The sequence below is a fragment of the Lysobacter sp. genome (assembly GCA_013141175.1).
In the GTDB taxonomy this organism is placed as follows: domain Bacteria; phylum Pseudomonadota; class Gammaproteobacteria; order Xanthomonadales; family Xanthomonadaceae; genus Lysobacter_I.
Genome location: JABFRN010000001.1, coordinates 49,627 through 74,847, shown reverse-complemented (window position 1 = coordinate 74,847; position 25,221 = coordinate 49,627). Strand labels below are relative to the sequence as shown.

Genomic DNA, 25,221 nt, shown 5'->3' with positions numbered 1-25,221 from the left:
AACACCGTCAATGCGACGTGTGCGATGGCGGTGCCTGGACTTGCGGAATCGGGCGGCGCACAACTGCGCGCCGCTCCGAATCACAAAAGAAATCTCAGCGATTGCCGCCGAGCAGACCGCCGCCCAGTTTCAGCATGTCGCTCAGGTCGACATCGCCGTCGCCGTCCTTGTCGAGCACCGCGCCGAGCAGGCCGCCTGCCAGGCCGCCCTGCTGGCGCACTTGTTGCTGTTCCTGACCGAGAACGGCGCCCAGGATGTCGGCCGTCGGGTTGCCGCCGCCCAGGCCCATCGCCTGACCGCCGCCGCTTTCGTTGCCGCCGAACATGCGCTTGGCGAGATACGCCATCACGATCGGCGCGAGAATCTTCATCAGCATGCCGGCGCGATCGCCGCCCAGCCCGGTCGCTTCGCCCAGATGCTGTTCGGCGCGGCCCTGCTGGCCACCGAGAATATGCCCGAGCATGCCAGCGCCGTCGGTCTGCCGGCTCTGCGCGCCGCCCAGCACCATGCCGAGCAGATCGCCGATGCCGCCGCCACCGGTATGGTCGCGCTGCAGTGCGCCGAACAGCGCCTCCGCGCCCTGCGGCTGGCTGGCGTTCTTGCCCAACGCGCCCATCAGCAGCGGCAGCGCCGCGCTGACCGCGCCGGCCGCCTGATTCTGGTCGATGCCGAGTTGCCGGGAAATCTGCTGCAACGGGGCGCCCTGGAGTTGGGCGAGCAGATCGTTGGTCAGGTTGCTCATGGCGGAAGTCCTTCATTGCGATGAATCGGCGGTGTGCGCCGGGGCCTTCACTTTACCGTGATGGCGCGGAGCGATAGGGGTCTGGAGGTGTTTTTTTCCGTCGACGATGGTCGAACCGCCATGCGCACGCCCGTCCGGGCGGACGATACGGAATATCAATCGCCCGATCGCTTTTTCGAGCGTACGGGATGCAAGCCCAAGGCCCCTATACTGCCTGTGGACGTCGGGCACGGATCGCGCATGGCCGTCCGCAGACCGATGCGTCCGTTCATCCACACATGGAGGAATTCAAGATGAAACGTTATGGATTCGTGTTCACGTCGATCTTTGCGCTCGGCCTGGGGGTTGGCGCATCGATGTCCGCGTACGGCTACGACCCGAGTTGCCTGGCCAGTTGCCAGGAGCAATTGAACGATTGCAGGGCGCAGGTCGTGGGCGATCCGCAGTGGAACAGCAGGCACTGCAATGTGCTCTACCGTGCCTGCGTGGCCGCATGTTCGGAGTGAGACGTTGAAGTGGTGCGGACGACGGTGTGAAGCCCGTCGTCCGCATCCCATGGTTCAATCGCTGTCGACGCGGATCACATCGAACTCACCGGCGAGGACGCGATCGAGCCGGCCGCTGCGCCAGCCGCGCACGGCATCGCGCACCAGCGGCGAAGGCGCTGCGCGATAGCGGCGACAGACGCGCGGTTCTTCATCCGCCGCCTGCAGCGTCGGCCGCGTACGGCCCGGAGGGTCCTGCGCGACGCGTACCGAGATCGAATAACGTCGCGTGCCGCCATCGATATCGGTCGCTTCCTGTTCCAGCACGTGCAGCCCGTGTTCAGCGGCGAGCAGTCGATAAGCGCCGAAGCCGCTGACCGCGAAGCGTGCGCGTCCGTGCTCCGCATCCTGTTCGAGCGTTTCGACGCGCATGTTGCGGCGTTCGGACCAGGCCATGTACATGCCCAGCGTCTGCTGCCACCACAGTCGCGTTTGCGCCGGATCGCGTTTGAGATCGGATGCGCTCGCGGCGACGACGCAGACCGCATCCTGCGGCTCGCGATCTTCCACCGCCGTGATCGCGTGCTCCAACAGCCAGAGCAACTGCGCATACCGTGCGATGACAACGGAATTGGCGCCGTCGCGGGCGAGGCGTTCGTCGAGCCGCTGCGCGGTTTCGAGCGCGCTTTGGATGCGGTCGCGGCGTTCGATGCGGTCCAGCACGTCGAAGCGCTCCGCGCGCGACCAGAACTCGCGATCGTTCATCGCCGCGAAATCGGCATCGCGGGCCTGCTGCCACGAAGCGGCGGCGACCGCTTCGGCGCGTCGCTGCAGATGCGCGTGCAGCGCGATGAGATGGGCCGCCGAGCTTTCGGGCGTGTAGATCAGATCGCGCAGATCCTGCGCATCGAGATCCCCGCGCGCAAAGGCCGTAGTGCCGGAGGACGCGGATGCGGCATCCATGGCCGTGCGGTCGGGGTCGATGAACTCCACGTCCAGACGATCGCCCGCGCTGCGCACGAACAGGAACTGGTCGCCCTGCGGCGTGCGGTGCTCGACGATGCTGCGCGCCAGCGGCGCGAGCAGATGCTGTTCGATCGCGCGGCGCAGCGGACGTGCGCCGAGGTCCGGGGTGAAGCCGCGGTCGAGCAGGAATTCGATCGCCGACGGTTCCCATTCCACCGCCCAGTCGCGATTCCGCAGCCCGCGACGGCCCATCGCGCGCTGCAGTTCCTTGTGCAGGATGTCGCGCATCAGCGCGCGGTCCAGCGGCGTGAACAGCACGATGCGATCGAGGCGGTTGAGGAACTCGCGACGGAAGGTTTCGAACAGTGCCTTCTCGACCGCGCCGCGCGAATAACCGCCGGCGGCCGAGGTGAATCCCGGGCCGGCGCTGCGGCTCAAGGTGGAGCCGGCGTTGCTGGTGAGGATGATGATGCTGTGGCGGAAATCGGCGACGTTGCCGTTGCGGTCGCTCAGGCGGCCGTCGTCGAACACCTGCAGGAACATGTCCCACACGCGCGGGTGCGCTTTTTCGAATTCGTCCAGCAGCACCACCGAGAACGGCTGCTCGCGGATGCGCGCGACCAGCGAGCGCGTGCTGCCGTCGTTCGATACGTCGGTGAGCCGCCACGCGGCGTCTTCGGACTGGAATTCGCTCATGTCCAGACGCAGCAGGCGTTCGCTGCTGCCGAACAGCAATTCGCCCAGCGTCTTCGCCAGTTCGGTCTTGCCGGTGCCGGTGGGGCCGGCGAACAGGAACACGCCGATCGGCCGACTGCTGTCGATCAGCCCGGCCTTGAGCATCGCGATGCGGTCGACCAGGCATTCCACCGCTTCGTCCTGACCGATCACGCGCTTGCGGAAGAACGCGCGCAGCGTATCGAGGTCGAGACTCTTGCTGTCGTCGATCACATCCAGCGGCAGACCGCTGCGCCGCGCGATGCCGCGCAGCAGCGCATCCGTGGTCAACGGCAGCTCGCGCGCGTCCGCGCTGCACGCGACGCGCAGGCTCTCTTCGAGCAGACGCAGCGTGCGTCCAGGTTCGCGCTGCTCGGGGAAGAACTGCGCGGCCATGCGCTGCGCTTCGTCCAGCGCACGCGCATCGATCACCGGCGTGCCCAGTTCCGCTTCGCGCGTGGCACTCCAGCGCGACAGCAATGTACGCATGCCGTCGGTGTCGGGCGACAGCAGGGCCACGGTCTTCACCAGATGTCGCAGCGTCGGACGCGCGATCAGCAGCTGCGCGAGCTGCGCCGGCGACAGTTCGCCGATCATCCGCACCTGGCCGCGTTCCAGCGCCGGCAACAGCATGTCGAGAATGCCGCGCGGGTCCTGGCTGTGCCCGCCCTTGTGCAGCAGGTCGTAGAAATCCTGCACCCGCCACAGCGCACGCGGACGGTCGAGCGCAGTCAGCATCTCGCGCACGCGCTCTTCCAGTTCGCCGATGTATTTCTGTCCCGCCAGCACTTCGGCGGCGGAGGCTTCGAACAGCAGCCAGCCTTCAGTCTGCAGGCGCGCGAACAGACGATCGACCAGCACCGATTTGCCAACGCCCTGTTCGCCGGAAATCAGCACCGACACCGGCGGCGTGGCCTGCAGCAATTCGTACAGTTGCGCGATCTGGCGATCGAGTTCCGGGTGATCGACGATGCCGCCGCTCGTGTTTTGCGGCGGCGTCCACAGCCGGCCCACGCCACCCAGCGTGCGCCGCTCGCGCCGCCGCGCCACTTCGTCCGTCACCTGCGCGAGATACGGCGCCAGCACCGGTTCGGCGAACGACTTCAGGCCCTCGGCCAGTTGCTCCAGCTCGTATTCCTGCAGCGTGTCCAGGGTCATCGTCCCGACGCTGCCCGGCGGATGCGCGCCCGCCCACTGCAGATACTCGCGCAGCCGCTGCCGCAGCGGCGGCTGCTCGTACCACCATTGGCGCAGGTGCCGCAGCAGCCCGGGCAGGGCGGTGGCGTCCTCACGCGACTGCAGGTAATCGATCATGAAGCGCAGTTGATACCAGCCCGGCGGCGGCGTGGCCGCCAGCGCAGCGGCGGCATCGATATCGGCGCGTTCGCGCAGCGCCACATAGATCATGCAACCCAGCGCGCCGCTGTCGCTTTCCAGCTGATCCAGCACCGCTTTCGCATCGAAGGCATTCCCCGTCAACAGCGCCACGCCCTCGCGGAACTGCGGCAACTGCAGCAGATCCTCCGGCCGCTTGACGCGCTCGTCGTCCGCCTCGATCTCGCCCCGCAGCCGGTACAGGCGATCGCGCGGTGTTTCTTCCGGCGCAGCGGCATCCGGCGCCGGCAGCGCGGCTTCGGTCGTTGTGGAGTTTGCGGTCGCGTCCGGTGTTGCGGCCTCGCTCGGGGTGCGCCGCAGCCAGACCGTCAAAAAGACGCCGAACAACAATCCTGCGATGAAGATTCCGATGGTCACGCATGCTCTCCTGTCAGCCGGCAGAGTGTAATGGAGCGGAGTGGTGCGCCTTGAGACGCATCGGGCAGCGGTACTGTGCGTGCCCGCACCTCCAAGGCCCGTCGCAGCACAACAAACCTGCGCGATGCCGCCGCTGTTCTCCCTCCCTTTTCGCGCAGCGAAGGGGAGGGCCGGGGAGGGTGAATGCCCGCTGCAGGGCTACGAATGGTCACAAGCCCACCTCCGAAAACCGCTGTCGCGTTTCCGGTGATGGACGAAAATCGCTTTTTTGACCAATGAGTTGCAGCTGTCGCCACAACACGATGTTTCAATCCGGCATGTTGTGGCGCGCGAACAGCAGGTCCCTCCGCCCGCTGTGCGGGCGTTCGGGATGACAGGGTATTGGTCCTGTAGGTGACGCCCGGCGCCTGTAGGAGGCGCTTCAGCGCCGACCGCTTTCGTCGGGCCTGGTGTTCTACAGCCGTATGGCTGGATACACCCTGCGAAAGCATCACTCCAATGCCTTCAACCGATACAGCGCCTCCAGCGCCTGCTTCGGGGTGAGTTCGTCGGGATCGATCGCCGCCAGCGCATCCAGCGCAGCGGACGACGACGCGAACAAACCGATCTGCTGCGATGCATCCAATGCCTGCGGGGTGAGCACCGGTGCGGGATCGCTGCGCCGCTGTTCCAGTTCCGCCAGTCGCCCGCGCGCTTCGCGCACGACGCTCTTCGGCAGGCCGGCCAGCGCTGCGACCTGCAGGCCGAAGCTGCGGTCGGCGGGGCCGTCTTTCACCGCGTGCATGAACACCAGGGTGTCGCCGCCGTGTTGGTCGTGGTGCTCCACCGCGTCCAGATGCACGTTGGCGATACCGCTGCCGGGTTGGGCGAGGGCGGTGAGTTCGAAATAATGCGTGGCGAACAGCGTGTAGGCGCGATTGGTCGCGGCCAGATGCTTCGCGCAGGCTTCGGCCAGCGCGAGACCGTCGTAGGTCGAGGTGCCGCGGCCGATTTCGTCCATCAGCACCAGCGACTGCGCGGTGGCGTGATGCAGGATGTAGCTGGTTTCGCTCATCTCGACCATGAAGGTCGATTGCCCGCGCGCGAGATCGTCGCCCGCGCCGATGCGGGTGAGGATGCGGTCGATCGGGCCGATCTGCGCTTTCGACGCGGGCACGAAGCTGCCGATGTGCGCGAGCAGCACGATCAGCGCGTTCTGGCGCATGTAGGTGGATTTGCCGCCCATGTTCGGGCCGGTGATCACCAGCATGCGCCGTGCCGCGCTGCCGTCGTCGCCGTTGAGCGACAGATCGTTCGGTTCGAATGGTTCGTCGCGCACCGCTTCGACGACCGGGTGACGGCCGCGTTCGATGTGCAGGCGTGCGTCTTCGACCAACTGCGGCTGCGACCAGTCGAGTTCACGCGCGCGCTCGGCGAAACAGGCGAGCACATCGAGTTCGCTCAGTGCACCCGCTGCGCGCTTCAATGGTTCGAGGTCGCGATTCAGCTCGTCGAGGATGCCTTCATACAGCAGCTTTTCGCGCGTGAGCGAGCGGTCTTTCGCCGACAGCACCTTGTCTTCGAACTGTTTCAGCTCTTCGGTGATGTAGCGCTCGGCGCCGGTCAGCGTCTGCCGGCGCGTGTAGTGGACAGGCGCCTTGTCGGCCTGGCCTTTGCTGATCTCGATGAAGTAGCCGTGGACGCGGTTGTAGCCGACCTTCAGCGTGGCGATGCCGCTGCTCGCGCGTTCGCGCGCTTCCAGATCGATCAGGAACTGGTCGGCATGCGTGCTCAGCATGCGCAGTTCGTCCAGTTCGGCGTCGTAGCCTTCGGCGATCACGCCGCCGTCGCGGGCCAGCACCGGCGGCTGCGGCACGATCGCGCTGGCCATCCACGCCGCCTGCGCGTCGTGTTCGCCCAGTTCGGCGCACAGCGCCTGCAGTCGCGGCGAATCGATGCCCGACAGCGCGTCGCGCACTTTGGGCATCAGCAGCAGGGCGTCGCGCAGGGTGGAGAGGTCGCGCGGGCGCGCGCTGCGAAGGGCCACCCGGGACAGAATGCGTTCGATATCGCCCAGGCCGCGAAATGCCTCGCGCACGCTGGTGTCCGCGCGCTGCGCAAACAGCTGCTGCACTGCGTCATGGCGTTCGCTCACGATCCGGCGGTCGCGCAGCGGGCGGTGCAGCCAGCGCCGCAGCAGACGTCCGCCCATCGGGGTGATGGTGCTGTCGAGCACGCCGAGCAGGGTGTGCCGGGTATCCCCATCGACGCGGGTGTCGAGTTCGAGATGGCGCCGCGTCGCTGCATTCATCGCGATCGCGCCGTCGCTGGTTTCGAGGCGGATCGCGGTGAGATGCGGCAGCCGCTGCTTCTGGGTTTCTTCGACGTAACCGAGCAGTGCGCCTGCTGCCGCGATGGCCAACGGTTTGTTGTCGATACCGAAGCCGGTGAGATCGAACAGGTTGAAAAATTTCAGCAACTGCCGGCGTCCGCTGTCGGTGTCGAACAGCCATGGCGCACGGCGGCGGATGCCGTGACGGGTGGTCAGCGATAGCGGCCAGCCGTCTTCATCGGGGATCAGCAGCTCGGCGGGATCGAGACGCGCGAGTTCGGCTTCCAGCATGTCCTCGCTGTTCACTTCATTGACCAGGAAACGTCCACCGGCAAGATCCGCCCATGCAAGTCCGTAGCCGTTTTTTCCGCGCGATACGGCCATCAGCAGCGTATCGCGGCGATCCTGCAGCAGCGCTTCATCGGTGACCGTGCCCGGCGTGACGATGCGCACGACCTTGCGTTCGACCAGACCTTTCGCCAGCGCCGGGTCGCCGATCTGTTCGCAGATCGCGACCGACTCGCCCAGCGCGACCAGACGCGCGAGGTAGCCTTCGTACGCATGCACCGGCACGCCGGCCATCGGAATGGGCTGACCGGCAGAATTGCCGCGCTGCGTCAAAGTGATGTCGAGCAGACGCGCGGCCTTGCGCGCATCGTCGTAGAACATTTCGTAGAAATCGCCCATCCGGAAAAACAGCAGCACATCCGGATGCTCCGCCTTGGCGGCGAAGAACTGGCGCATGAGCGGAGTGTGCTGGTCGCTGGCGATGCGCACCGGAGATGCGGGAATGGAAGTGGGGTCGGGCACGGGAAAACTGCAGTCGGGGCCCGGGCGCGCGTCGTGCACCGGAGGGCAGAGCGACTAGTATGCCAGCGCCCGCCCCCCCTGCGTTCGGTCATGCTTACAGTGGCGGAAAGCTGTGATACCGTCGCCACGCGGTTGTCAATTCAACAATGGCATAGATGGACAAGCCTTGGCTTGGTCTGCGTGGGGGTCGCCCGGGAGGTCGCCTTTGCCCTGACATCCAATACGCTTGGACGCGTTCCGCCGATGGTCGATCAACGATCACGTAACGATTACGAATTCAACGACACATGGCGAGGGGGAATACATGGCTTATCGTGCACCGCAACATTCAACACTCACCCGGGCGCTGCTGCTCGCGCTCATCGGTCTGGTCCAGGCGCCGCTCGCGCTGGCCCAGGATGCCGGTCCGGGAGAGGAAGAGGCAACGACGCTCGACCAGATCACGGTGACTGCACAGAAGCGCGAGGAAGCGCTGCAGGACGTCCCGGTCGTGGTGACGGCGCTTTCGGAGCAGATGCTGGAAGAAAACGGCGTTCGCGATATCAAGGATCTGCAGCACATCGTTCCCGGTCTGACCGTGACCAGCACCCAAAGCGAGTCGCAGACCGTCGCACGCATCCGCGGCGTCGGTACGGTCGGCGACAACGCCGGTCTGGAATCATCGGTCGGCATCGTCATCGATGGCGTGTACCGCCCGCGCAACGGTGTCGGCTTCACCGATCTGGGTGAACTCGAACGCATCGAAGTGCTGAAGGGCCCGCAGGGCACGCTGTTCGGCAAGAACACCTCGGCCGGCGTCATCAACGTGATCACCAAGCGCCCGGGTTACCAGCAGCGCGCCGAGGCCGAGGTCACCGTCGGCAGTTACGGCGCATTCGGCGTATCCGGCTCGTACAACGATGCCATCAACGACATGGCCGCTTTCCGCATCTATGCAGCCAAGCGCAAGCGCGATGGTTATCTGGATGTGCACACCGGCGCCGGCCCGCGCACGGACAAGCAGGATCAGGATCAGAACTTCCACACGTTCCGCGGCCAGTTGCTGCTCGAACCGTCCGATACGCTCGATATCCTGCTGAGCGGCGATTTCAGCAACCGCGACGAGAACTGCTGCGGCAGCGTGACCATCATCCGCGGCCCCACTGCCGCGATCCTCGATGCGCTGTCGCCCGATACCGGCGTCATCCCCGTCGCCGATCCGTTCAGTCGCCATGCGTGGTCCAACCGCAGCACCGCGCAATACATCAAGGACCAGGGCGTCAGCGGCCAGGTCGACTGGCAGACGCCGTGGTTCGGCGGCGCGACGCTCACTTCGATCACCGCGCAGCGCAAGTGGGAATCCACCAACGGCATCGACTTCGATTACAGCACTGCGGACCTGCTGTACCGCAATCCGACCAAGGGCGACAATTACACCGGCTTCGACACCTTCAGTCAGGAAATCCGGCTGACCGGCGCCACCGACAAGCTCGACTGGCTGGTCGGCGCTTTCTATGCGGACGAAAGCCTGACCCGCAACGAGGCGTACCGTGTCGGCTCGGCGTATGAGCCCTATCTGTCGATCGCGCTGCTCTCGCGGATCAATCCGGCGCTGGGCGCCAGCCCCACCGCGCCGCTGTTCCTGTCGCAGGCCTCGGGCCGGCCGTTCGGCACCGTGTTCGCCGGCCATGCCGCCGCCGACCGTTACCAGCAGGAGTCCAAGAGCATCGGTCTGTTCACCAACAACACCTGGCACGCCACCGATGCGCTCGACCTGACCGTCGGTCTGCGCTACACCCGCGAGAAGAAAGAACTGGCGTCGCGTTACAGCAATCCGAACGGCGGCCTCGGCTGCGCGGCGATGCTGGGCAATCCGGCGCAGGTCGTGGCCGCGCTGGTCGCCCGCGGACTGAGCGTGGCGCAGGCTTCGGCAGCGGCACCGCAGGTGGTCGGGTTCGCCTGCCTGCCGTGGACCAACGTCCGTCACAACGGCCGCAGCACCGATCAGAGCCGGGACGAGAAGGAATGGTCCGGCACGTTCAAGGCGGCCTATCGCTTCAACGAGCACGTCATGGGCTATTTCTCGGCCGCACGCGGCTACAAGGCCGGTGGCTTCAACCTCGATCGCGTGCAGTCGAACACCGGGCTGTCCAGCGGCACTTCGGGCATCGTCCCGGTGAACGACACCTCGTTCCCGGCCGAGTTCGTCAACAGCTACGAGCTGGGCACGAAGACCACATGGCTCGGCGGCAACCTGCTGCTCAATGCCACGCTGTTCCATCAGGAGTATTCCGACTTCCAGCTCAACAGCTTCCTCGGTACCAGCTTCGTGGTGCGTTCGGTCCCGAAGGTGACTTCGCAGGGCCTCGACGCCGAACTGCTCTGGCAGACCGGGGGCTGGATGGTGCAGAGCGGCCTGACCTATGCCGATACCAAGTACGGCAACGACCTGTTGCCCGATACCGATCTGGCCTTGCTGCCGGGCAGCCGTACGAGCTTCGCTCCGAAATGGTCCGTCACCGGTTCGGTCGGCTACGACTGGCGGATCGGCGGCAGTCTGAAAGCAGGTGCGCACCTCGGTGCGAAGTACATGTCCGACTACAACACCGGCTCCGATCTGGATCCGCAGAAGCAGCAGGACGCCTATGTACTGGGCAATGCGCGTTTCACCATCGGTTCGCGCAACGACCGCTGGAACGTCGAACTGTGGTCGCAGAACATCACCGATGCCGAGTACTACCAGGTCGCGATCGATGCGCCGCTGCAGACCGGTACCTGGAATGCGTTCCTAGGTGCGCCGCGAACCTATGGCCTGACGTTGCGCCTCCGCTACTGATCCCCGAAACCCGTTCGCAGCAAGACGACGGCCCGCCTCGCGCGGGCCGTCTGTTTTTGCAGGTTGCGGCTGCCTGACGACGCGCGCATGCTCGGCGCGGGGAATTCCACAGGAATCGATTCGCTGCCGGCGCGGTCTCGACCGTGTCCGCAGTGCGGGAATTCGAGCGCCGGATCCGTACGCGATCCGCCTTGCGCTCGAAAAGCACGGAATTCCGGGCAGCCGGGGTTCCGAAGACACGGCTCGTAGCCAAGGAGAATGTTCGATGTCCAGACGTTTGTTCAATCAGTCCAGTACCACCCGAGACATCCGCAGTCGTCATGCCCCTCATGCGCTTGCCGCCACGATCATGCTGGGCTTCGCCTTGTCGGGCTGCGGCGCCAAACCGGAAGAGCCTGCGGCGAAGCCCGAACTGGCCGTCGCACCGCCGAAAGCCGATGCCTCCGTCTGCCAGGCCAATGGCAGCTGGATCAGCAATCCGAATCCACCGCTGGAGGTCGCGGCCACGGAATCCTTCTGCGATTTCTACCAGTTCTCGTGGCAGTGGTTTCTCGCCGAAGTATCCCCGTCGCCGACCATGGCCGGCGAACGCGTGTTCGAGACCAACCGCCTGCACAATCCCAACGTTTCAGGCGGGCAATGCTCGCTGCCCGAAATGCTCGGCCGCGCCAGCGCCGCGAAGATGCTCGCGATGCGTGCCGACAAACCACAGGACTTCGAGGACGCGCAGGCCGACGGCAACGCGCTGTACGACCGGAACGGCAACATCCTGCGCTACAACATCTGGTATTCGCGCGCCGAGTGCCAGGCCACCCAGAAAGGCTTCACCGAAGGCACCTTCGAAATCAAGGTCTCGTGGATGATCCTGCCGAAGCCCGATCCCACCTACTACACGATGCAAGCCACGCTGCCCGGCAGCACCACGCCGGTAACGCTGGGCGTGGTGGGTTTCCATATCGCCAACTGGACGTCGAAGCATCCGGAGATGATCTGGGCCACGTTCGAGCACAAGGACAATGCTCCGCTGTGCGATGGCACCAGCGCCGCCCCGGCCAATGGCTGGGCCTTCGCCAGCAGCGACGCAGCGCAATGTCTCACCGCGCACCCGCAGCCGACCTCCGGGCCGCCCAACACCGCTTGCGCGCAGTTCAACTTCGATACGCCCGACCCCTTCCAGGGCACGCCGCCAGCGACCAATGCGCCGAACAACATCTGCCGCCAGTTCGCCAATGGCAACCAGCCGGGCACGTCGATCAACGGCAACGACAATGCCGCCAATCTGCTGGCCATCCAGCAGCTCAACGATCAGCTGGTCGGTCCGCAGGGCATGCTGACCGTGCTTCCCGACACCGATCCGATGGCGGTCTGGAAGCACTACACCCTGATCGGCGCGATCTGGACCAAGGGCGGCGCGGACTCCGGCAATCCGCCGGTGGCGTACACCGTGCACGAACAGTCCGGCGACAAGATCGTGCCCGGCGATGCGACCAGTCTGCAGCGCGGTTCGCTGGAGCTGACCAACATGAGCATGGAAACCTTCCAGCAGGGCGACACGTCCTGGGCGCCGAACTGCTTCGGTTGCCATGGGTTCTCGCAGACCGATCCGCTGGATGTGAGCCATATCTGCCCGAGCCTGTTCGGCGCGGACAGCAACGGCAACTGCGTGGTCCAGGACACCGGTGCGGTGCCGGCATCCGCAGCGCCAGCGGTGGAGAAGAAATAGTCGCTTCCACCGGTCACAGTGACGGCAATGGCCCGCATGCGCGGGCCATTGCTTTTGCGGCGCCGCTGGCCGTTATCATGCCGGACAGGGCGCTCCGCATGCGCCGTCTCGGACCGCGCCCGCATGACGTTTCCCACCGACGCCGAACTTCGCGAACACGCCGAAAGTCTGGGCGCCCGTTTCCGCGCCTCGCGCCACACCCTCGTCACCGCCGAAAGCTGCACCGGCGGCTGGATCGCCAAGACCGTCACCGATATCGCCGGCTCGTCCGACTGGTTCGACTGCGGCATGGTCGCCTACAGCTACGAAGCCAAGCAGGCGATGCTCGGCGTGCGTCCGGAAACCCTCGAGGTGCACGGTGCGGTCAGCCGCGAAACCGTGATCGAAATGGTGTCCGGTGCGCTGGTGCATGCAGGCGCCAGCATCGCGGTCGCGGTCACCGGCATCGCCGGCCCCGGCGGTGGTGCGCCCGACAAACCCGTCGGTACGGTGTGGATCGGCTGGAAGCGCCGCGGCGGCTACGCCCACGCCCAACTGTTCCATTTCGATGGTGATCGTGAAGCCGTGCGCCGGCAGACGGTCGGCGCTGCGCTGCGCGGATTGGAGACATTGATCGGGACTTCTTGATCCGATGCGTGGGTTCTGGACGCGACCCGATGTGCGCATTCCCTGTTACGCGCTGACCTTCTCGGCCTGGTGCGTACTGTGGGTGTTCGGCGTGCTCGAGATAACCCGCCCGTTGCCGGGCCTGATCAGCATGAAAGGCAGCGGCGGCGCTTACGAAGTGTTGCGCTGGTTTACCGGGCAACCGCCGTGGCTGGTCGCGGTGGTGTTTGCGGTGGCAGCGTTTCTGCTGCTGTGGCTACCGTTGAAACTGCTGCATTGGCTGGATCGCGAGAGGGCGGCGAGGGCGGCATTACATTGGGCGCTATCGTCGAGATCATTGAACCTGTTGATGTTTCTGCTGCCGGCTGTATTGGTCATGGTTGGGCTGTTACTGACTCCACGCCTCGAAACGTGGGTCATGACGATGATCATCGCCGCAGTGATTTTTCCACTGATCGCACTGACGCCTTTCGCAGCATTCAACCCGGCAACGCTCCACCAGCCACGGCTGCAGCACTGGTGGCATTTGAAGTGGCCGGGCTGGAGACAGGTGATCGTGGCCCTGTTGCTCATCGTGGTGCTGCCCGTGTTGACCGGGTTCGTCACCGACGAGCTCGCGGATGACAGATCGTGGCCGGTAACGGTGGGTATCGAATCGCTCGGAAGTGTCGTTGACGTCCTTGCCCAGGTCATTGCGGTGGTGAATTGGCTGGCTTGTGGCCGACGCGAGGAAGTCCGTTCGGGCCTTGCAAGGATCTCCAATGCACGGTTTCTGCGCGCCTATCTTGGCTATGCCCTGATGACTGGCCTGCTTGTTCTGCCTTTCGTGATACCCATACTTGCCCACAGCATGTATTTCATATACGCCGCCCCGCAGTACGACGATTGGGCACGGCAAGCGGGCGCGCAGATGCCATTGGGGGTCCAGGTGTTTTCGAGCTTGAAGCAACTGCAGGCTGAGTGGGTATGGCTGTCGTTGGGCCTGCCGGTGAGCGCACTGTCACTGCTCTGCCTCGGCCGGTTGCTGGCCAAGCATGGTGTCGGAGGGCTCAAGCCGGATACGGCGGCCCGTTGACGGAACAGGTCGTTAGTAGTATTACTACTAACCATGGATCTGACCGAAACCCAACAAGCCATCCTCGCCCTCATCTCCGAGCGCATCGCCGCCGACGGCGTGCCGCCCTCGCAGACCGAGATCGCCCACGCCATGGGCTTCAAGGGTGTCCGCGCCGCCCAGTACCACATCGAAGCGCTCGAGCAGGCCGGCTGCATCCGCCGCGTGCCGGGGCAGGCGAGGGGCATCCGGCTGGTGCACGAGGCCGCGAACGACGCCCTCGACCTCCCCCCGATGTCCGCGCTGCCGGACGACGTCCTGCGCCTGCCGCTGCTGGGGCGGGTCGCGGCCGGCCTCCCAATCGGTGCGGACCTGCGCTCCGACGACTACATCCTTCTCGACCGCGCGCTGTTCTCGCCGGCACCGAACTACCTGCTGAAAGTGCAGGGCGACTCGATGATCGACGAAGGCATCTTTGAAGGCGATCTGGTCGGCGTCTATCGCACCAGCGAAGCGCGTTCCGGCCAGATCGTGGTCGCGCGCATCGATGACGAGATCACCATCAAATTGCTGAAGATCGGCAAGGACCGCATCCGCCTGCTGCCGCGGAATCCCAGCTACGCACCGATCGAAGTGCAGCCCGATCAGGATTTCGCGATCGAGGGCCTGTACTGCGGCCTGGTGAGGCCGAATCGATGAGCATCATTCGATGAGCAATCGGCGTATGCGGACTTTCCCTACCGTACGTCGAGTGGTTTCCCGATGTTTCGTCATGGTCCACGCAAATACATTGTGTCCTGTCGCAGCCAGTGCGACGGACCACCCCTAATCTGCTTCCACACCAGACATTGACCCATTCACTGACGAGGATTCCACGATGGACGAGAACAAAAAGCGCGCGCTTTCCGCAGCCCTGAGCCAGATCGACAAGCAGTTCGGCAAAGGTTCGGTCATGCGCATGGGCGACCGCCCGGTCGAAGCGGTCGAAGTCATCGGCACCGGTTCGTTGATGCTCGATATCGCACTGGGCATCGGCGGTCTGCCGAAAGGCCGCGTCGTCGAAATCTACGGTCCGGAATCCTCGGGCAAGACCACGCTCACCCTGCAGACCATCGCCGAATGCCAGAAGGCCGGCGGCACCGCCGCATTCATCGACGCCGAGCACGCGCTCGACCCGATCTATGCGCAGAAGCTCGGCGTCAACATCGACGAACTGTTGCTCTCGCAGCCGGATACCGGCGAACAGGCGCTGGAAATCGCCGACATGCTGGTGCGTTCCAATGCCGTCGACATCGTCGTCATCGACTCGGTCGCCGCGCTTACCCCGAAGGCCGAAATCGAAGGCGAGATGGGCGACCAGCTTCCGGGCCTGCAGGCGCGCCTGATGAGCCAGGCGTTGCGCAAGCTGACCGGCAACATCAAGCGCAGCAACTGCATGGTCATCTTCATCAACCAGCTGCGCATGAAGATCGGCGCGATGATGCCGGGCCAGAGTCCCGAAGTGACCACCGGCGGTCACGCACTCAAGTTCTACGCCTCGATCCGTCTGGACATCCGCCGCATCGGCAGCATCAAGAAGGGCGAGGAAATCATCGGCAACCAGACCAAGATCAAAGTGGTCAAGAACAAGCTCGCTCCGCCGTTCAAACAGGTCGTCACCGAGATCCTCTACGGCGAAGGCATCAGCCGCGAGGGCGAACTCATCGACATGGGTGTCGAGGCCAAGCTCGTCGAGAAGTCGGGCGCCTGGTACAGCTGCGATGGCGAACGCATCGGTCAGGGCAAGGAGAACGCCCGCCAGTATCTGAAGGAGAATCCCGCAATGGCCGTAAAACTTGAGGCTGCGCTGCGCGCCCAGTTCGTTCCGGCGGATGCGCCGCGCGATGCCGCCACCGTGGCGGAGGATGACGCAGAAGTCTGATGCAGCGGGGGCGGGTCGGATGGCCTCGTCAGCGGACGGCCCGCCCCCGACGCACTTCGCACATACGCACATACGCACATACGCACATACGCACAGCGCCTGTATTCACAGGTTTGAACACGACATGTCATGGACGGCATGTCGGCGGGTCGGAGCCCCAACTCCCGATCCGCATTCGCGGCACCGCTCGCCGGTGGGGTCGCATGCCGGGAAGTCCCAGGATGGGGTTTTCCGGTTCTTCCACGGAAGGACAGCATGCATCAGGCAGCATGCACTGGCAGGCAGCGCAGTACAGTACAGAGTCCCTGCACCCGCCTTGCGGCACATCGGCAGGCCTCGACGGTCCTGCTATGGTGACGGGCACTCCTTTCCTCCGGTGCCCACGATGACGCGCACATCCGCGTTGATGCTGTCTACGCTGCTGCTTGCCGCGCCCAGTATTTTCGCGACGGATGAGGTGGCCACGATCCGGCTGACACCCGGTGCGGCACCCGCGTCCCCGGAGCTGGTCGTATTGCTCGCCGAGAAGGATCGTCAATTGTTCGACGCGGTATTCGGGTGCAAGCTCGATCTGCTCGCCACGCTGGTGGCCGACGACTTCGAGTTCATCCACGACAAATGGGGGCAGACCGCCGATTCCGGCGCACGGTTCCTTGATGCGATGCGCGAAAACTGCAAAGGGCAGGAGACCGGGCAGAACTTCCGCGCGCGACGGGAGCTTGTCGAAGGCAGCATGACCGTGCACGTGTTGAACAACTTTGGCGCGATGCAGATGGGCGAGCACCGCTTCTTTGCGCTGCAACCGGGTTCGCCGGATCGCCTGACCGAAGACGGCAAGTTCATCGATGTGTGGCGTCAGGTCGACGGCGAGTGGAAGCTCGCGCGGGTCATCAGTTACGACCATCGTTTGGCGGAATGAGGCGCGGACGCCGCGAGCGCTAAACCGAGAACACCACCGTGCGCTGGCCGTTGAGCAGGATCCGGTCGTCCAGATAGCAGCGCAGTGCCTGCGCCAGCACGCGGCGCTCGATATCGCGGCCGATGCGGATCAGATCGGTCGGGGTGTCGTGATGACTGACACGCTGGGTGTCCTGTTCGATGATCGGCCCTTCGTCCAGATCGGCGGTGACGAAATGCGCGGTCGCACCGATCAGCTTCACGCCGCGCGCATGCGCATGGTGGTACGGGCGAGCGCCCTTGAAGCCGGGCAGGAACGAATGATGGATATTGATGCAGCGGCCACTGAGCCTGGCCGCCAGCTCGCTCGACAGGATCTGCATGTATCGTGCGAGCACCACAAGTTCGGTCCCGGTCTGTTCGATCAGATCGAGCAACGGCGTTTCATGCGCGGTCCTGTCGTCGCGCGATGCAGGCAGATAGTGGAATGGGATATCGCCGAAATCCAGATGCCGGTAGGTGTCGCGCGGATGATTCGAAACGATCGCCACGATCTCCATCGGCAGTTCGCCGATCCGCCAGCGGTACAGCACATCCGCAAGGCAATGGTCGAACTTCGAGGCCAGCAGCATCACGCGCCGGCGCTGGCTCCGGTCGCGCAATGTCCACTGCATGCCGAAATGCGTGGCGATCGCGACCATTTCCGTCGACAACACCGCGAACACCGACATGTCTGCCAACGAAAACACGGTGCGCATGAAGAAACGTCCGGTTCCGGTATCGCCGTACTGCTGCGATTCCAGGATATTGCCGCCGTGGCCGAACAGGAGTCCGGAGACAGCATTGACGATACCCGGGCGATCGGGACAGGAAAAGGTCAGAACGTATTGAGCGGGGGCCATGGGCACTCGCGTGGGGTGGGGTACGCCGACTTTACTGCATCGACCCGCGAACGTGCCGTGGCGGAACGCGAAACCAGTCCGGGTTGGAATACGACAGAGGCCGGATCTTGCCCGCAAACGCCGAGGCGTTACCGATCAATGCCCGGCTGCCGCTGGACCGATCTTGGCCGAGAACGGCGGTTTGGCGATCCAGACGAATGCGATCACCAACAGGAAGATGATGCCGAGCAGGTGGAATATCTCGTTGAAACCGAGTTGTGCGGCCTGGTTCGCGATCATGCGCTCCAGCGCTGCGGCGCCGGCCTGCAGTCGACCGTCGCCCATGCGCGAGACGGTGTCCAGCGTTGCGGGATCGTAGGCCGATATGTTCTCGGAGATATGCGCGTGATGCACGGCACCGCGTGCTGTCCAGGCATAGGTGGTGAGCGATGCGGCGAAGCTGCCGCCGAGCGTACGCATGAATGTGGCCAGGCCCGAACCCGCCGCGATCTCATGCGGCTGCAGGTCGGAGAGCAGGATCTGCAATACCGGCATGAAGAACAGCGCCACACCGAAGCCCTGGAACAATTGAACGATGGCGATCGTCCTGTAGTCGACATCCAGATTGAAGCCGGAACGCGCGAAACTGGTCATCGCCATCGCGATGAAGGCGATCGTGGCCAGCCAGCGCAGATCGAAACGGTTCGCGTACTTGCCGACGAAGGGCGTCAGCAGGACCGGGAGGATGCCGATCGGCGCGGTGGCGAAGCCGGCCCAGATCGCGGTGTAGCCGAGATTGCGCTGCAGCCACAGCGGCACCAGGATGCCGACGCTGAAGAATGCGGCGTATGCCACCACCATCGCCGCGGTGCCGGCGCTGAAATTGCGGTGTCGGAACAGGCGCAGGTCGACGATGGGGTCGTCGTCGGTGAGTTCCCAGATCATGAACACCGCCAGCGAAATCGCCGAAATCACCGCCAGCACGATGATGGTGGTGGAGCGGAACCAGTCCTCGTCGTTGCCGAGGTCGAGCAGTATCTGCAGCGCGCCCACGCCGAAGATCAGCGTGATCAGGCCGACGTAATCCATCTTCGGCTTTTCCAGTCGCTCGGGTCGTCCGCGCAGTTGCCGGCCGACCACGAAGCTGGCGAACAGGCCGATGGGGATGTTGATGAAGAAAATCCATTCCCAACTGTAGTTGTCGGTGATCCAGCCGCCCAGGATCGGTCCGGCGATCGGCGCCACCACCGTCACCATCGCCAGCAGCGCGATCGCCTGGCCGCGCTTCTGCGGCGGATAGATCGAGATCAGCAGCGCCTGCGTGATCGGATACATCGGCCCGGCGACGAAGCCCTGCAGCGCGCGCGCCGCGACCAGCAGCCCCATGCTGCTGGCGAGACCGCACAGCAGCGATGCGAGCACGAACAGGAACGTCGCCCAGATGAAGAGTTTGCGCTCGCCGAAATGACGGGTCAGCCAGCCGGTGAGGGGCAGCGCGATGGCGTTGCTCACTGCGAACGAGGTGATGACCCAGGTGGCCTGATTGGCGCTGCCGCCCAGGTTGCCGGAGATCGTCGGCAGCGAGACGTTGGCGATGGTGAGATCCAACACCTGCATGAACGATGCAAGCGCCAGACCGAGCGTGGTCAAGGCAAGGTTGGGCGGGCGGAATCCGGCAGCGGCCGGAGTCGGCGCAGCGGCGGATGCGCCATCGCGGTTGGCGGATTCGATGGACATGGGCGCGGTCCGCCGTCGCTCAGCCGCGATGGCCGGGCAGGTTCTCGCGGACGACGCGCTGGATCAAGGCATCGGCTTCGGACAACTGCTGCTCGTACGCGGTCGTCGTGAGCACCGGCGCCTTCGGCGGACTGGCGGGCAGCACACCGCCGTGCTGGTCGCGGATCGACACATCGACCGACATGCTCATGCCCAGCCGCAGCGGATGTTCCATCAACTGCTTCGGCGCCAGCGCGATGCGCACCGGAATGCGCTGCACGATCTTGATCCAGTTGCCGCTGGCGTTCTGCGCGGGCAGCAGCGCGAAGGCGCTGCCTGTGCCCAGGCCGATGCTGGCGAGCGTGCCGGTGTAGCGGACATCGCTGCCGTAGACATCGGCGGTGAGTTCCACCGGTTGCCCGAGCCGCATGTTCGCCAACTGCGTTTCCTTGAAGTTCGCGTCCACCCAGACCTGCTCCAGCGGAATCACGGTCATCAGCACCGTGCCCGGCTGCACGCGTTGTCCCAATTGCACGCTGCGCTTCGCCACGTAACCCGATACCGGCGCGACGATCGCGGCGCGCTGCAGGTTGAGATACGCCTGCCGCAATTGCGCGGCAGCCGCCGCGACCTGCGGCTGTCGCGACAGCGTGGTCTGGTCGACCAGCGCACGGTTGCGCGAGAGTTGTCCACGTGCCGATCCCAGTGCGGCCTCGGCGGCTTCGAGTTGCGCCCGCGCATGCGCGAGTTCCTCGGCCGAAACCGCGCCGTTCGCCACCAGTCCGCTACGCCGTGCGACATCGGCCTGCGCCTGGCGCACCGCGACCGCGCGCGCGTCCAGATCGGCCCGGCCGGCGTCGACCGCGTTGTACAGCCCGCGCACCTGACGCACGGTGGTGGCGAGATTGGCCTCCGCCTGTTCGTAGGCCACGCGCGCGTCGTTGGGGTCGATCCTCACCAGCACCTGGCCGGCCACGACTTTCATGCCGTCGTCGGCGCCGATGCTGACGACCGTGCCTGTGGTCTGCGGCGTGATCGTCACGATGTTGCCCTGCACGTAGGCGTCGTCGGTGTCTTCGTGCCAGCGCGCGACCGACATGTAGTAGATCGTCGCGCCGATCGCGGCGATGGCGATCGCGACCGCCAGGATCGCGAGCGCGCGTTTGCGCTTGCCGGCTTTCGGCATCGACGCGGAGACGGCGGGTGTCGGATTGATTTCGGTGGTCATGGCGAACCGGAAGAAGAGAGTGTGGGAGAGGTCGGCGACAGGCCGCCGCCGATGGCGACCGCGAGATCGACGGCGACGGTCCGACGCTGCGCCTGCAGCGCGACCGACAGTTGATCGAGCTGCAGCAAAGGGCGTTGCGCGGCGAGCACATCGAGCTGGGTGCCGAGACCGGCACGGTAGCGGCTGTCCGCGAGCGACCACGCCTTGCGCGCAGCGTCGCGCGCCTGCGCGACTGCGGCGATCTGTTTGTCCAGCGTGCGCGCGGACTGCAGCGCATCCGCGACTTCGCGCACAGCAGCGACCAGGGTCTGGTCGTAGTGGGCGACGGCGAGGTCGTAGTCGGCGTTGTTGCCGGCCAGCTGTCCGCGCAGACGGGGTCCGTCGAAGATCGGCAGACTCAGCGCCGGCCCGCCCAGCGCAACGCCGGCATCGCGGGTGAAGAGGTCGGACAGGCGCCCCGCTGCGAGTCCGGCCATCGCGGTCAGATCGAGGCTGGGATAGAAATCGGCCTTGCCGGCATCGATGTTCCGCGCGGCGGCTTCCACCCGCCACCGTGCCGCGACCACATCGGGACGATGTCCCAGCAGTTCGCTCGGCAGGGTGCTCGGCAATGCCGGCGCTTCGACCGCGAGCAGCGATGGCGCTTCGATCACCAGGCCGCGATCCGGTCCCTGGCCGAGCAGCGCAGCGATGGCGTTGCGCAGCAGTCCGATACGTTGCTGCGCGGCTTCGCCCTGTTGCGTGGCGGAGGCGACGCTGCTTTCCGCCTGGCGCATCTGCGATTGGTTGTCGATGCCGGCGCGGACACGCTGCGTCGCGAGTGCCAGCAGCCGCTGCGCACGCGCGGTTTCCGCAGTCGCCACCTGATGGGCTTCATGCGCCTGGTCAAGATCGAGATAGGTGCGTGCGATGTTGCCCGCCAGCAGCAGGCGGGCTTGCTGTGCGTCCACTTCAGCGGCGCGCAGACTGCCCACCGCCGCTTGCCAATGCGCACGTTTGCCGCCCCACAGGTCGGGCGCGTAGCGGAAGTTCAGGGTCGCGAGTTCGACCCCTTTGTAATCGCCGCCATAGGGGGCCGGGAGCAATGTTTCCGGAAGATAGGCGCCGGAATACTGCAGGTTCGCGCCGAGGTGCGGTTGGCGCGCATCGTCGGCCAGTCCGGCCTGGGCTTCGGCTTTGCGCACGCGCGCGTCGGCGGCGTCGAGGCCGGGGGTGCCTGCCAGCGCCTCCGCGATCAGCGCATCGAGTTGCGGATCGCCCCAGGCATGCCACCAATCCTGTGTCGGCCACGCTGCGGCGGACAATGTGTCGCCCTCGAAGCTATGGCTGACCGCCAGCGCATCAGCGTCGTCCGGCGTGAGCGCGGGCCGCAAACCGCGGGTACCGGCGCAGCCGGACAGCACGAACGCAGCCAACAGGGTCGCGGCGGATACGCAACGCAATGGCAAGGACACGACGGGCATGGTCAATCGTCTTCTCGGGTGAGGTTTTCGCGGATCCGGGCGAGCAGTTGGAACAACACGGCCTGTTCTTCGGCATCCATGTGCTCGAGCGCACGTTCGCGTACGCGAAGCCCGCACTGGTGGATATCCGTCCACATCCGCATGCCGGTTTCGGTCAGCGCCACGCGCAGGGCGCGGCGGTCGCCCGGATCGACGATCCGGGTCGTGAGCCGCTTTTCCTCGAGCCGGTCGAGCAGACGCGTGATCGCGCCGGGATTGAGGTCCGCCGTCCGCGCCAGTTCGCTGGCGCTGGCATCCCCCTCGGAGAGACGTTTGAGGGTGATGTACTGGCTGAAGGTCAGGTCATGGCCGGCGCCGGCCAGTTCCACCGCCATGCGCGCCCACATGGCGTCGCGCAGTTGCCGGAACAGTAGACCGAGCTGGGGCCCGGAATGGGAATGAATGTGCGGGGGCGGGTCGGAAAGGCTCATGCCCGGTATTTTTTATTGACCGGGATATATTTGTCAATGCAACTATTGCATATGCAATAGATTCGATACTGCCGTTCAGCCATCCGGCCAAGGATTACCGGCCGTCGACCGCCTGCCGGCCCAGTGCCGGGTCGTCGGTGAAGAAAGCATCGATCCCCAGCGCGAGGCAGGTGCGGATCTGTGCGACCGATCCCGCCTCATGCCGCTCGGCGGGGCCGCCACCGCTGCGGAAGCCGCCATCGAGAAAATGATTTTCCGGGCGGAAGGTGTAGGCGATCACGCGCAGACCGGCCTCGTGCGCGTCGTCGACGAGCCGGCTGCGGCCGTGCGCAGGGTCCAGATCGCGATATGCGGGTCCGATCGCATCGGCGTAGGTCGCGACTTCGCGCAAGCCGTCGGTGGTCATCATCGCCCCGTAGCGGAGCGGGGCGCCTGCGATCACGGTGTCGTGCGGCTGATCGCCCGCGCTGCCGAGCAGTTGCAGCAGCGAAATGTTCGGATCGCCAGCGATCTTGCGGCGCAGTTCGCGCAGGTTGGCGATCTCGAACGACTGGATGATCACCGGCGCGGTGCGGGTATGCGGATCCGCGCGCAGGGCGGCGAGCAATTTGTCTTCCATCGCCAGACCGAGCGCGGCGAAATGGCTCGGATGCTTGATCTCCGGCACCAGTCCGATCGTTCGTCCGTGCTTCGCCGACGCTTCAGCAGCGAGCGCGATGATCTCGTCCAGCGTCGCGATCCCGAACTGTCCATCGAACGCGGTCGAGCGCAGCTCCGGCAAGCGCTCGCGGGCGCGCAGGGTCTTCAACTCCGTCAGCGTGAAATCTTCGGTGAACCAACCGGTGGTGCGCTCGCCGTCGATCGTCTTCGTTGTTCTGCGCGATGCGAACTCGCGATGCTGCGCCACATCGGTCGTGCCGGAGATCTCGTTCTCGTGGCGCGCCACCAGCACGCCATCGCGGGTGCTGACCAGATCCGGTTCGATCAGATCGGCACCGTCCTCGATCGCCTTCGCATACGCCGCCAGCGTGTGCTCGGGTCGTAGCGCGCTGGCGCCGCGATGGCCGATGACCAGGGCTTTGGAAGAAGGCATCGGTGCGGGTTTCTTCGGAATGGGCATGGAAACACATCCTGCCATGGTCAGCAGCAGGCACAGGTATGCGGGCAGGCGGTTCGGCATGGCGCGTCGCATCGGAGCGGGAGCCTCGGAGTGGGAGCATCGATGATGCCAGCCCGATATTTCAATGTCGTCACGGTTGCGGGGCCGGGTCGTCATCCGCCCGAGTTCCCCGCGCGCGCATGTCGGCCCGATCATGCCCCGTGTCCAGCGCCAGCCTACGTGCCACCGCGCTCATCTCGCGGCAACCGCTATCGATCGAAGAAACCGGACAGGATTCCATCGAATTCATCCATCTCGTGGCGTTCTTCGCTCATCTCCACCAGATCATTGATCACATGGGTGCGCAGCTTCGGGTCGTTCAGATCGCGTACGGTGCGGAGCATGCTGTCCGCCGTGCTGCGGAGATGCTGGATGTCGTTGTCCATCAGGCGTTCGAGCTGTTCGGGGCGCTTGACCCGGCCGCTCCGCATGGCGACGCCGGGCGGCGTGACTTCGTCGATCGTGCGGAAGATCTCGGACTCGATCGTCGCCAGTTGTGCTTTCAGCAGTGCGTTGTATTCGCGCAGGGTGTCTTCGGCCAGCGCGTCGGTGGCGATGGTGTCGTCCTGAAGCGTCCGGTTGTGCAGTTTCAGCAGCGCCAGCAGATCCTTGTTCTGGTAGGCGGTGTTGATGCCCTGCATCGTTTCGGTCTTGCGCACTTTTTCCGCCGCGTCGGATTCGCGATCGGGATGGAGGTTGCTGGCGAGTTTGCGATACAGCGTGCGCAGCAGGTCGGGCTTGGGCGGTTCGGCGGCGGGCTCCGTCGCGTTCACCGCAGGTGTCTTCGCGCGGCGCTTGGCGTCCTGTTTCGCGGCGCGTTTTTCGGCACGACGTTGGCGCGCATCGTCTTCGCGGCGCTCTTGGGCATCCAGCTCCGCAAACAGCTGCGCCCGCGCGCGCGCCATGAAGGCATCGTGGGTTTCGTCCGGCGCCTGCTGGATGGTGCCTTTGCCGAAGGTCTGCTCGAAGATCGCGATGATCTCGGCCTTCTCGTCGGCTTCATCGCCTTCCAGAATCGCTTGCATCGGTGTGTCGCTGTAGCGGTCGTGGATCGCGATCAACGTATCGTCCGCATTGTGTGGCATGACGCTGTCGATCAGATCGAGCAGATAGTCGGTCAATGCATCGCGTCTGCGCGCGGTCATGCGCAGGCCTTTCGGGGGCGATGTCAGCATCGCGTCGAGTTGCACGATCAACGTGGTCTGCGCATCGCGCAGATCGCGCAGCGCAGGCTCCATCTTCGCGTGATATTTCTCGAGGATCGCCGCTGGCTGCTGCCGCCATGCGGTCAGCAGCGCCTGGCACGCTTCGATCCGGCCGACCAGACGATCGAATTCGCGCTGCAGCGGCGAAGCCTTCGCTTTGATCGACGTCGGTTTCAGCGACTGCGCGTCCGCTGCCGGTGTCTGGGTGGCGCCGAATGGGTCGGGCGGCGGGTCGTTGTGCATCGTGGTTTCAAACGCTGCGCGGGATGTTCGGTTCGGAGTTGCATCCGGTCGGCTGGTGCA

General features: G+C 65.2%; 18 protein-coding genes. 8 read left to right on the top strand and 10 right to left on the bottom strand.

The window, feature by feature from the left end; all coding sequences use genetic code 11:
- Positions 1-94 precede the first annotated feature (94 nt).
- Positions 95-742 (bottom strand): DUF937 domain-containing protein, encoded by a 648-nt coding sequence (locus HOP03_00330; protein ID NOT86609.1) that lies wholly within the window; start codon positions 740-742, stop codon positions 95-97.
- Positions 743-1,035: 293 nt separating this feature from the next.
- On the opposite strand from HOP03_00330, the gene HOP03_00325 reads away from it, so the two are divergent.
- Positions 1,036-1,248, top strand: a complete 213-nt coding sequence (locus HOP03_00325) for a hypothetical protein (protein NOT86608.1) — start codon at positions 1,036-1,038, stop codon at positions 1,246-1,248.
- A 54-nt stretch (positions 1,249-1,302) separates the two neighbouring features.
- On the opposite strand, the gene HOP03_00320 is transcribed toward HOP03_00325, so the two are convergent.
- Positions 1,303-4,659, bottom strand: a complete 3,357-nt coding sequence (locus HOP03_00320) for an AAA domain-containing protein (GenBank protein ID NOT86607.1) — start codon at positions 4,657-4,659, stop codon at positions 1,303-1,305.
- 490 nt (positions 4,660-5,149) lie between these two features.
- Positions 5,150-7,714 carry a DNA mismatch repair protein MutS gene (gene mutS, locus HOP03_00315; GenBank protein NOT86606.1) on the bottom strand — a complete coding sequence of 855 codons (2,565 nt, stop codon included), beginning with the start codon at positions 7,712-7,714 and terminating at the stop codon, positions 5,150-5,152.
- Between the two features lie 370 nt (positions 7,715-8,084).
- Here mutS and HOP03_00310 point away from each other — a divergent pair, with 370 nt between their 5' ends.
- From HOP03_00310 to HOP03_00280, 7 genes are all read left to right on the top strand, one after another.
- Entirely contained in the window at positions 8,085-10,595 is a 2,511-nt protein-coding gene (locus tag HOP03_00310; protein ID NOT86605.1) for a TonB-dependent receptor, read from the top strand.
- 265 nt (positions 10,596-10,860) lie between these two features.
- Positions 10,861-12,318: a hypothetical protein gene (locus HOP03_00305; GenBank protein NOT86604.1), complete on the top strand. Its 1,458-nt coding sequence runs from the start codon at positions 10,861-10,863 to the stop codon at positions 12,316-12,318.
- A 123-nt stretch (positions 12,319-12,441) separates the two neighbouring features.
- Entirely contained in the window at positions 12,442-12,945 is a 504-nt protein-coding gene (locus HOP03_00300) for a CinA family protein (GenBank protein ID NOT86603.1), read from the top strand.
- Between the two features lie 4 nt (positions 12,946-12,949).
- Positions 12,950-13,999 carry a hypothetical protein gene (locus tag HOP03_00295; protein NOT86602.1) on the top strand — a complete coding sequence of 350 codons (1,050 nt, stop codon included), beginning with the start codon at positions 12,950-12,952 and terminating at the stop codon, positions 13,997-13,999.
- A 33-nt stretch (positions 14,000-14,032) separates the two neighbouring features.
- Positions 14,033-14,677 (top strand): transcriptional repressor LexA, encoded by a 645-nt coding sequence (gene lexA, locus HOP03_00290; GenBank protein ID NOT86601.1) that lies wholly within the window; start codon positions 14,033-14,035, stop codon positions 14,675-14,677.
- Between the two features lie 178 nt (positions 14,678-14,855).
- Complete coding sequence (recA, locus tag HOP03_00285; GenBank protein NOT86600.1) at positions 14,856-15,899, top strand: recombinase RecA; 1,044 nt, start codon at positions 14,856-14,858, stop codon at positions 15,897-15,899.
- Between the two features lie 385 nt (positions 15,900-16,284).
- Positions 16,285-16,818, top strand: coding sequence for a nuclear transport factor 2 family protein (locus tag HOP03_00280; protein NOT86599.1), 534 nt, complete (start codon positions 16,285-16,287; stop codon positions 16,816-16,818).
- Between the two features lie 19 nt (positions 16,819-16,837).
- Here HOP03_00280 and purU read toward each other — a convergent pair whose 3' ends face one another.
- The 7 genes from purU to HOP03_00245 form a co-directional block, all read right to left on the bottom strand.
- Complete coding sequence (gene purU, locus HOP03_00275) at positions 16,838-17,698, bottom strand: formyltetrahydrofolate deformylase (protein ID NOT86598.1); 861 nt, start codon at positions 17,696-17,698, stop codon at positions 16,838-16,840.
- Positions 17,699-17,833: 135 nt separating this feature from the next.
- Positions 17,834-19,414, bottom strand: coding sequence for a DHA2 family efflux MFS transporter permease subunit (locus tag HOP03_00270; GenBank protein ID NOT86597.1), 1,581 nt, complete (start codon positions 19,412-19,414; stop codon positions 17,834-17,836).
- Positions 19,415-19,433: 19 nt separating this feature from the next.
- A complete protein-coding gene (locus tag HOP03_00265; GenBank protein NOT86596.1) occupies positions 19,434-20,621 on the bottom strand; it encodes an HlyD family efflux transporter periplasmic adaptor subunit in 1,188 nt (395 codons plus the stop codon).
- The gene (locus HOP03_00260; protein NOT86595.1) at positions 20,618-22,084 is read right to left on the bottom strand and encodes an efflux transporter outer membrane subunit; all 1,467 of its coding nucleotides are present in this window, start codon (positions 22,082-22,084) and stop codon (positions 20,618-20,620) included. The genes HOP03_00265 and HOP03_00260 overlap by 4 nt, the downstream gene beginning before the upstream one ends.
- 2 nt (positions 22,085-22,086) lie before the next feature.
- Positions 22,087-22,554 (bottom strand): MarR family transcriptional regulator, encoded by a 468-nt coding sequence (locus tag HOP03_00255; protein ID NOT86594.1) that lies wholly within the window; start codon positions 22,552-22,554, stop codon positions 22,087-22,089.
- Between the two features lie 94 nt (positions 22,555-22,648).
- Positions 22,649-23,722, bottom strand: a complete 1,074-nt coding sequence (locus HOP03_00250) for a glycerophosphodiester phosphodiesterase (protein NOT86593.1) — start codon at positions 23,720-23,722, stop codon at positions 22,649-22,651.
- A gap of 200 nt (positions 23,723-23,922) precedes the next feature.
- Positions 23,923-25,161 (bottom strand): J domain-containing protein, encoded by a 1,239-nt coding sequence (locus tag HOP03_00245; protein NOT86592.1) that lies wholly within the window; start codon positions 25,159-25,161, stop codon positions 23,923-23,925.
- Between the last annotated feature and the right edge of the window lie 60 nt (positions 25,162-25,221).

What these genes read in the sequence shown, in the direction of transcription:
- HOP03_00305 (NOT86604.1), top strand. Translation starts at nt 10,861, where the DNA reads ATGTCCAGACGTTTGTTCAATCAGTCCAGTACCACCCGAGACATCCGC.
- HOP03_00245 (NOT86592.1), bottom strand. Translation starts at nt 25,161, where the DNA reads ATGCACAACGACCCGCCGCCCGACCCATTCGGCGCCACCCAGACACCG.
- HOP03_00310 (NOT86605.1), top strand. Translation starts at nt 8,085, where the DNA reads ATGGCTTATCGTGCACCGCAACATTCAACACTCACCCGGGCGCTGCTG.
- HOP03_00265 (NOT86596.1), bottom strand. Translation starts at nt 20,621, where the DNA reads ATGACCACCGAAATCAATCCGACACCCGCCGTCTCCGCGTCGATGCCG.
- lexA (NOT86601.1), top strand. Translation starts at nt 14,033, where the DNA reads ATGGATCTGACCGAAACCCAACAAGCCATCCTCGCCCTCATCTCCGAG.
- HOP03_00325 (NOT86608.1), top strand. Translation starts at nt 1,036, where the DNA reads ATGAAACGTTATGGATTCGTGTTCACGTCGATCTTTGCGCTCGGCCTG.
- HOP03_00270 (NOT86597.1), bottom strand. Translation starts at nt 19,414, where the DNA reads ATGTCCATCGAATCCGCCAACCGCGATGGCGCATCCGCCGCTGCGCCG.
- recA (NOT86600.1), top strand. Translation starts at nt 14,856, where the DNA reads ATGGACGAGAACAAAAAGCGCGCGCTTTCCGCAGCCCTGAGCCAGATC.
- HOP03_00300 (NOT86603.1), top strand. Translation starts at nt 12,442, where the DNA reads ATGACGTTTCCCACCGACGCCGAACTTCGCGAACACGCCGAAAGTCTG.
- HOP03_00295 (NOT86602.1), top strand. Translation starts at nt 12,950, where the DNA reads ATGCGTGGGTTCTGGACGCGACCCGATGTGCGCATTCCCTGTTACGCG.
- purU (NOT86598.1), bottom strand. Translation starts at nt 17,698, where the DNA reads ATGGCCCCCGCTCAATACGTTCTGACCTTTTCCTGTCCCGATCGCCCG.
- mutS (NOT86606.1), bottom strand. Translation starts at nt 7,714, where the DNA reads ATGCGCCAGTTCTTCGCCGCCAAGGCGGAGCATCCGGATGTGCTGCTG.
- HOP03_00255 (NOT86594.1), bottom strand. Translation starts at nt 22,554, where the DNA reads ATGAGCCTTTCCGACCCGCCCCCGCACATTCATTCCCATTCCGGGCCC.
- HOP03_00280 (NOT86599.1), top strand. Translation starts at nt 16,285, where the DNA reads ATGACGCGCACATCCGCGTTGATGCTGTCTACGCTGCTGCTTGCCGCG.
- HOP03_00260 (NOT86595.1), bottom strand. Translation starts at nt 22,084, where the DNA reads ATGCCCGTCGTGTCCTTGCCATTGCGTTGCGTATCCGCCGCGACCCTG.
- HOP03_00330 (NOT86609.1), bottom strand. Translation starts at nt 742, where the DNA reads ATGAGCAACCTGACCAACGATCTGCTCGCCCAACTCCAGGGCGCCCCG.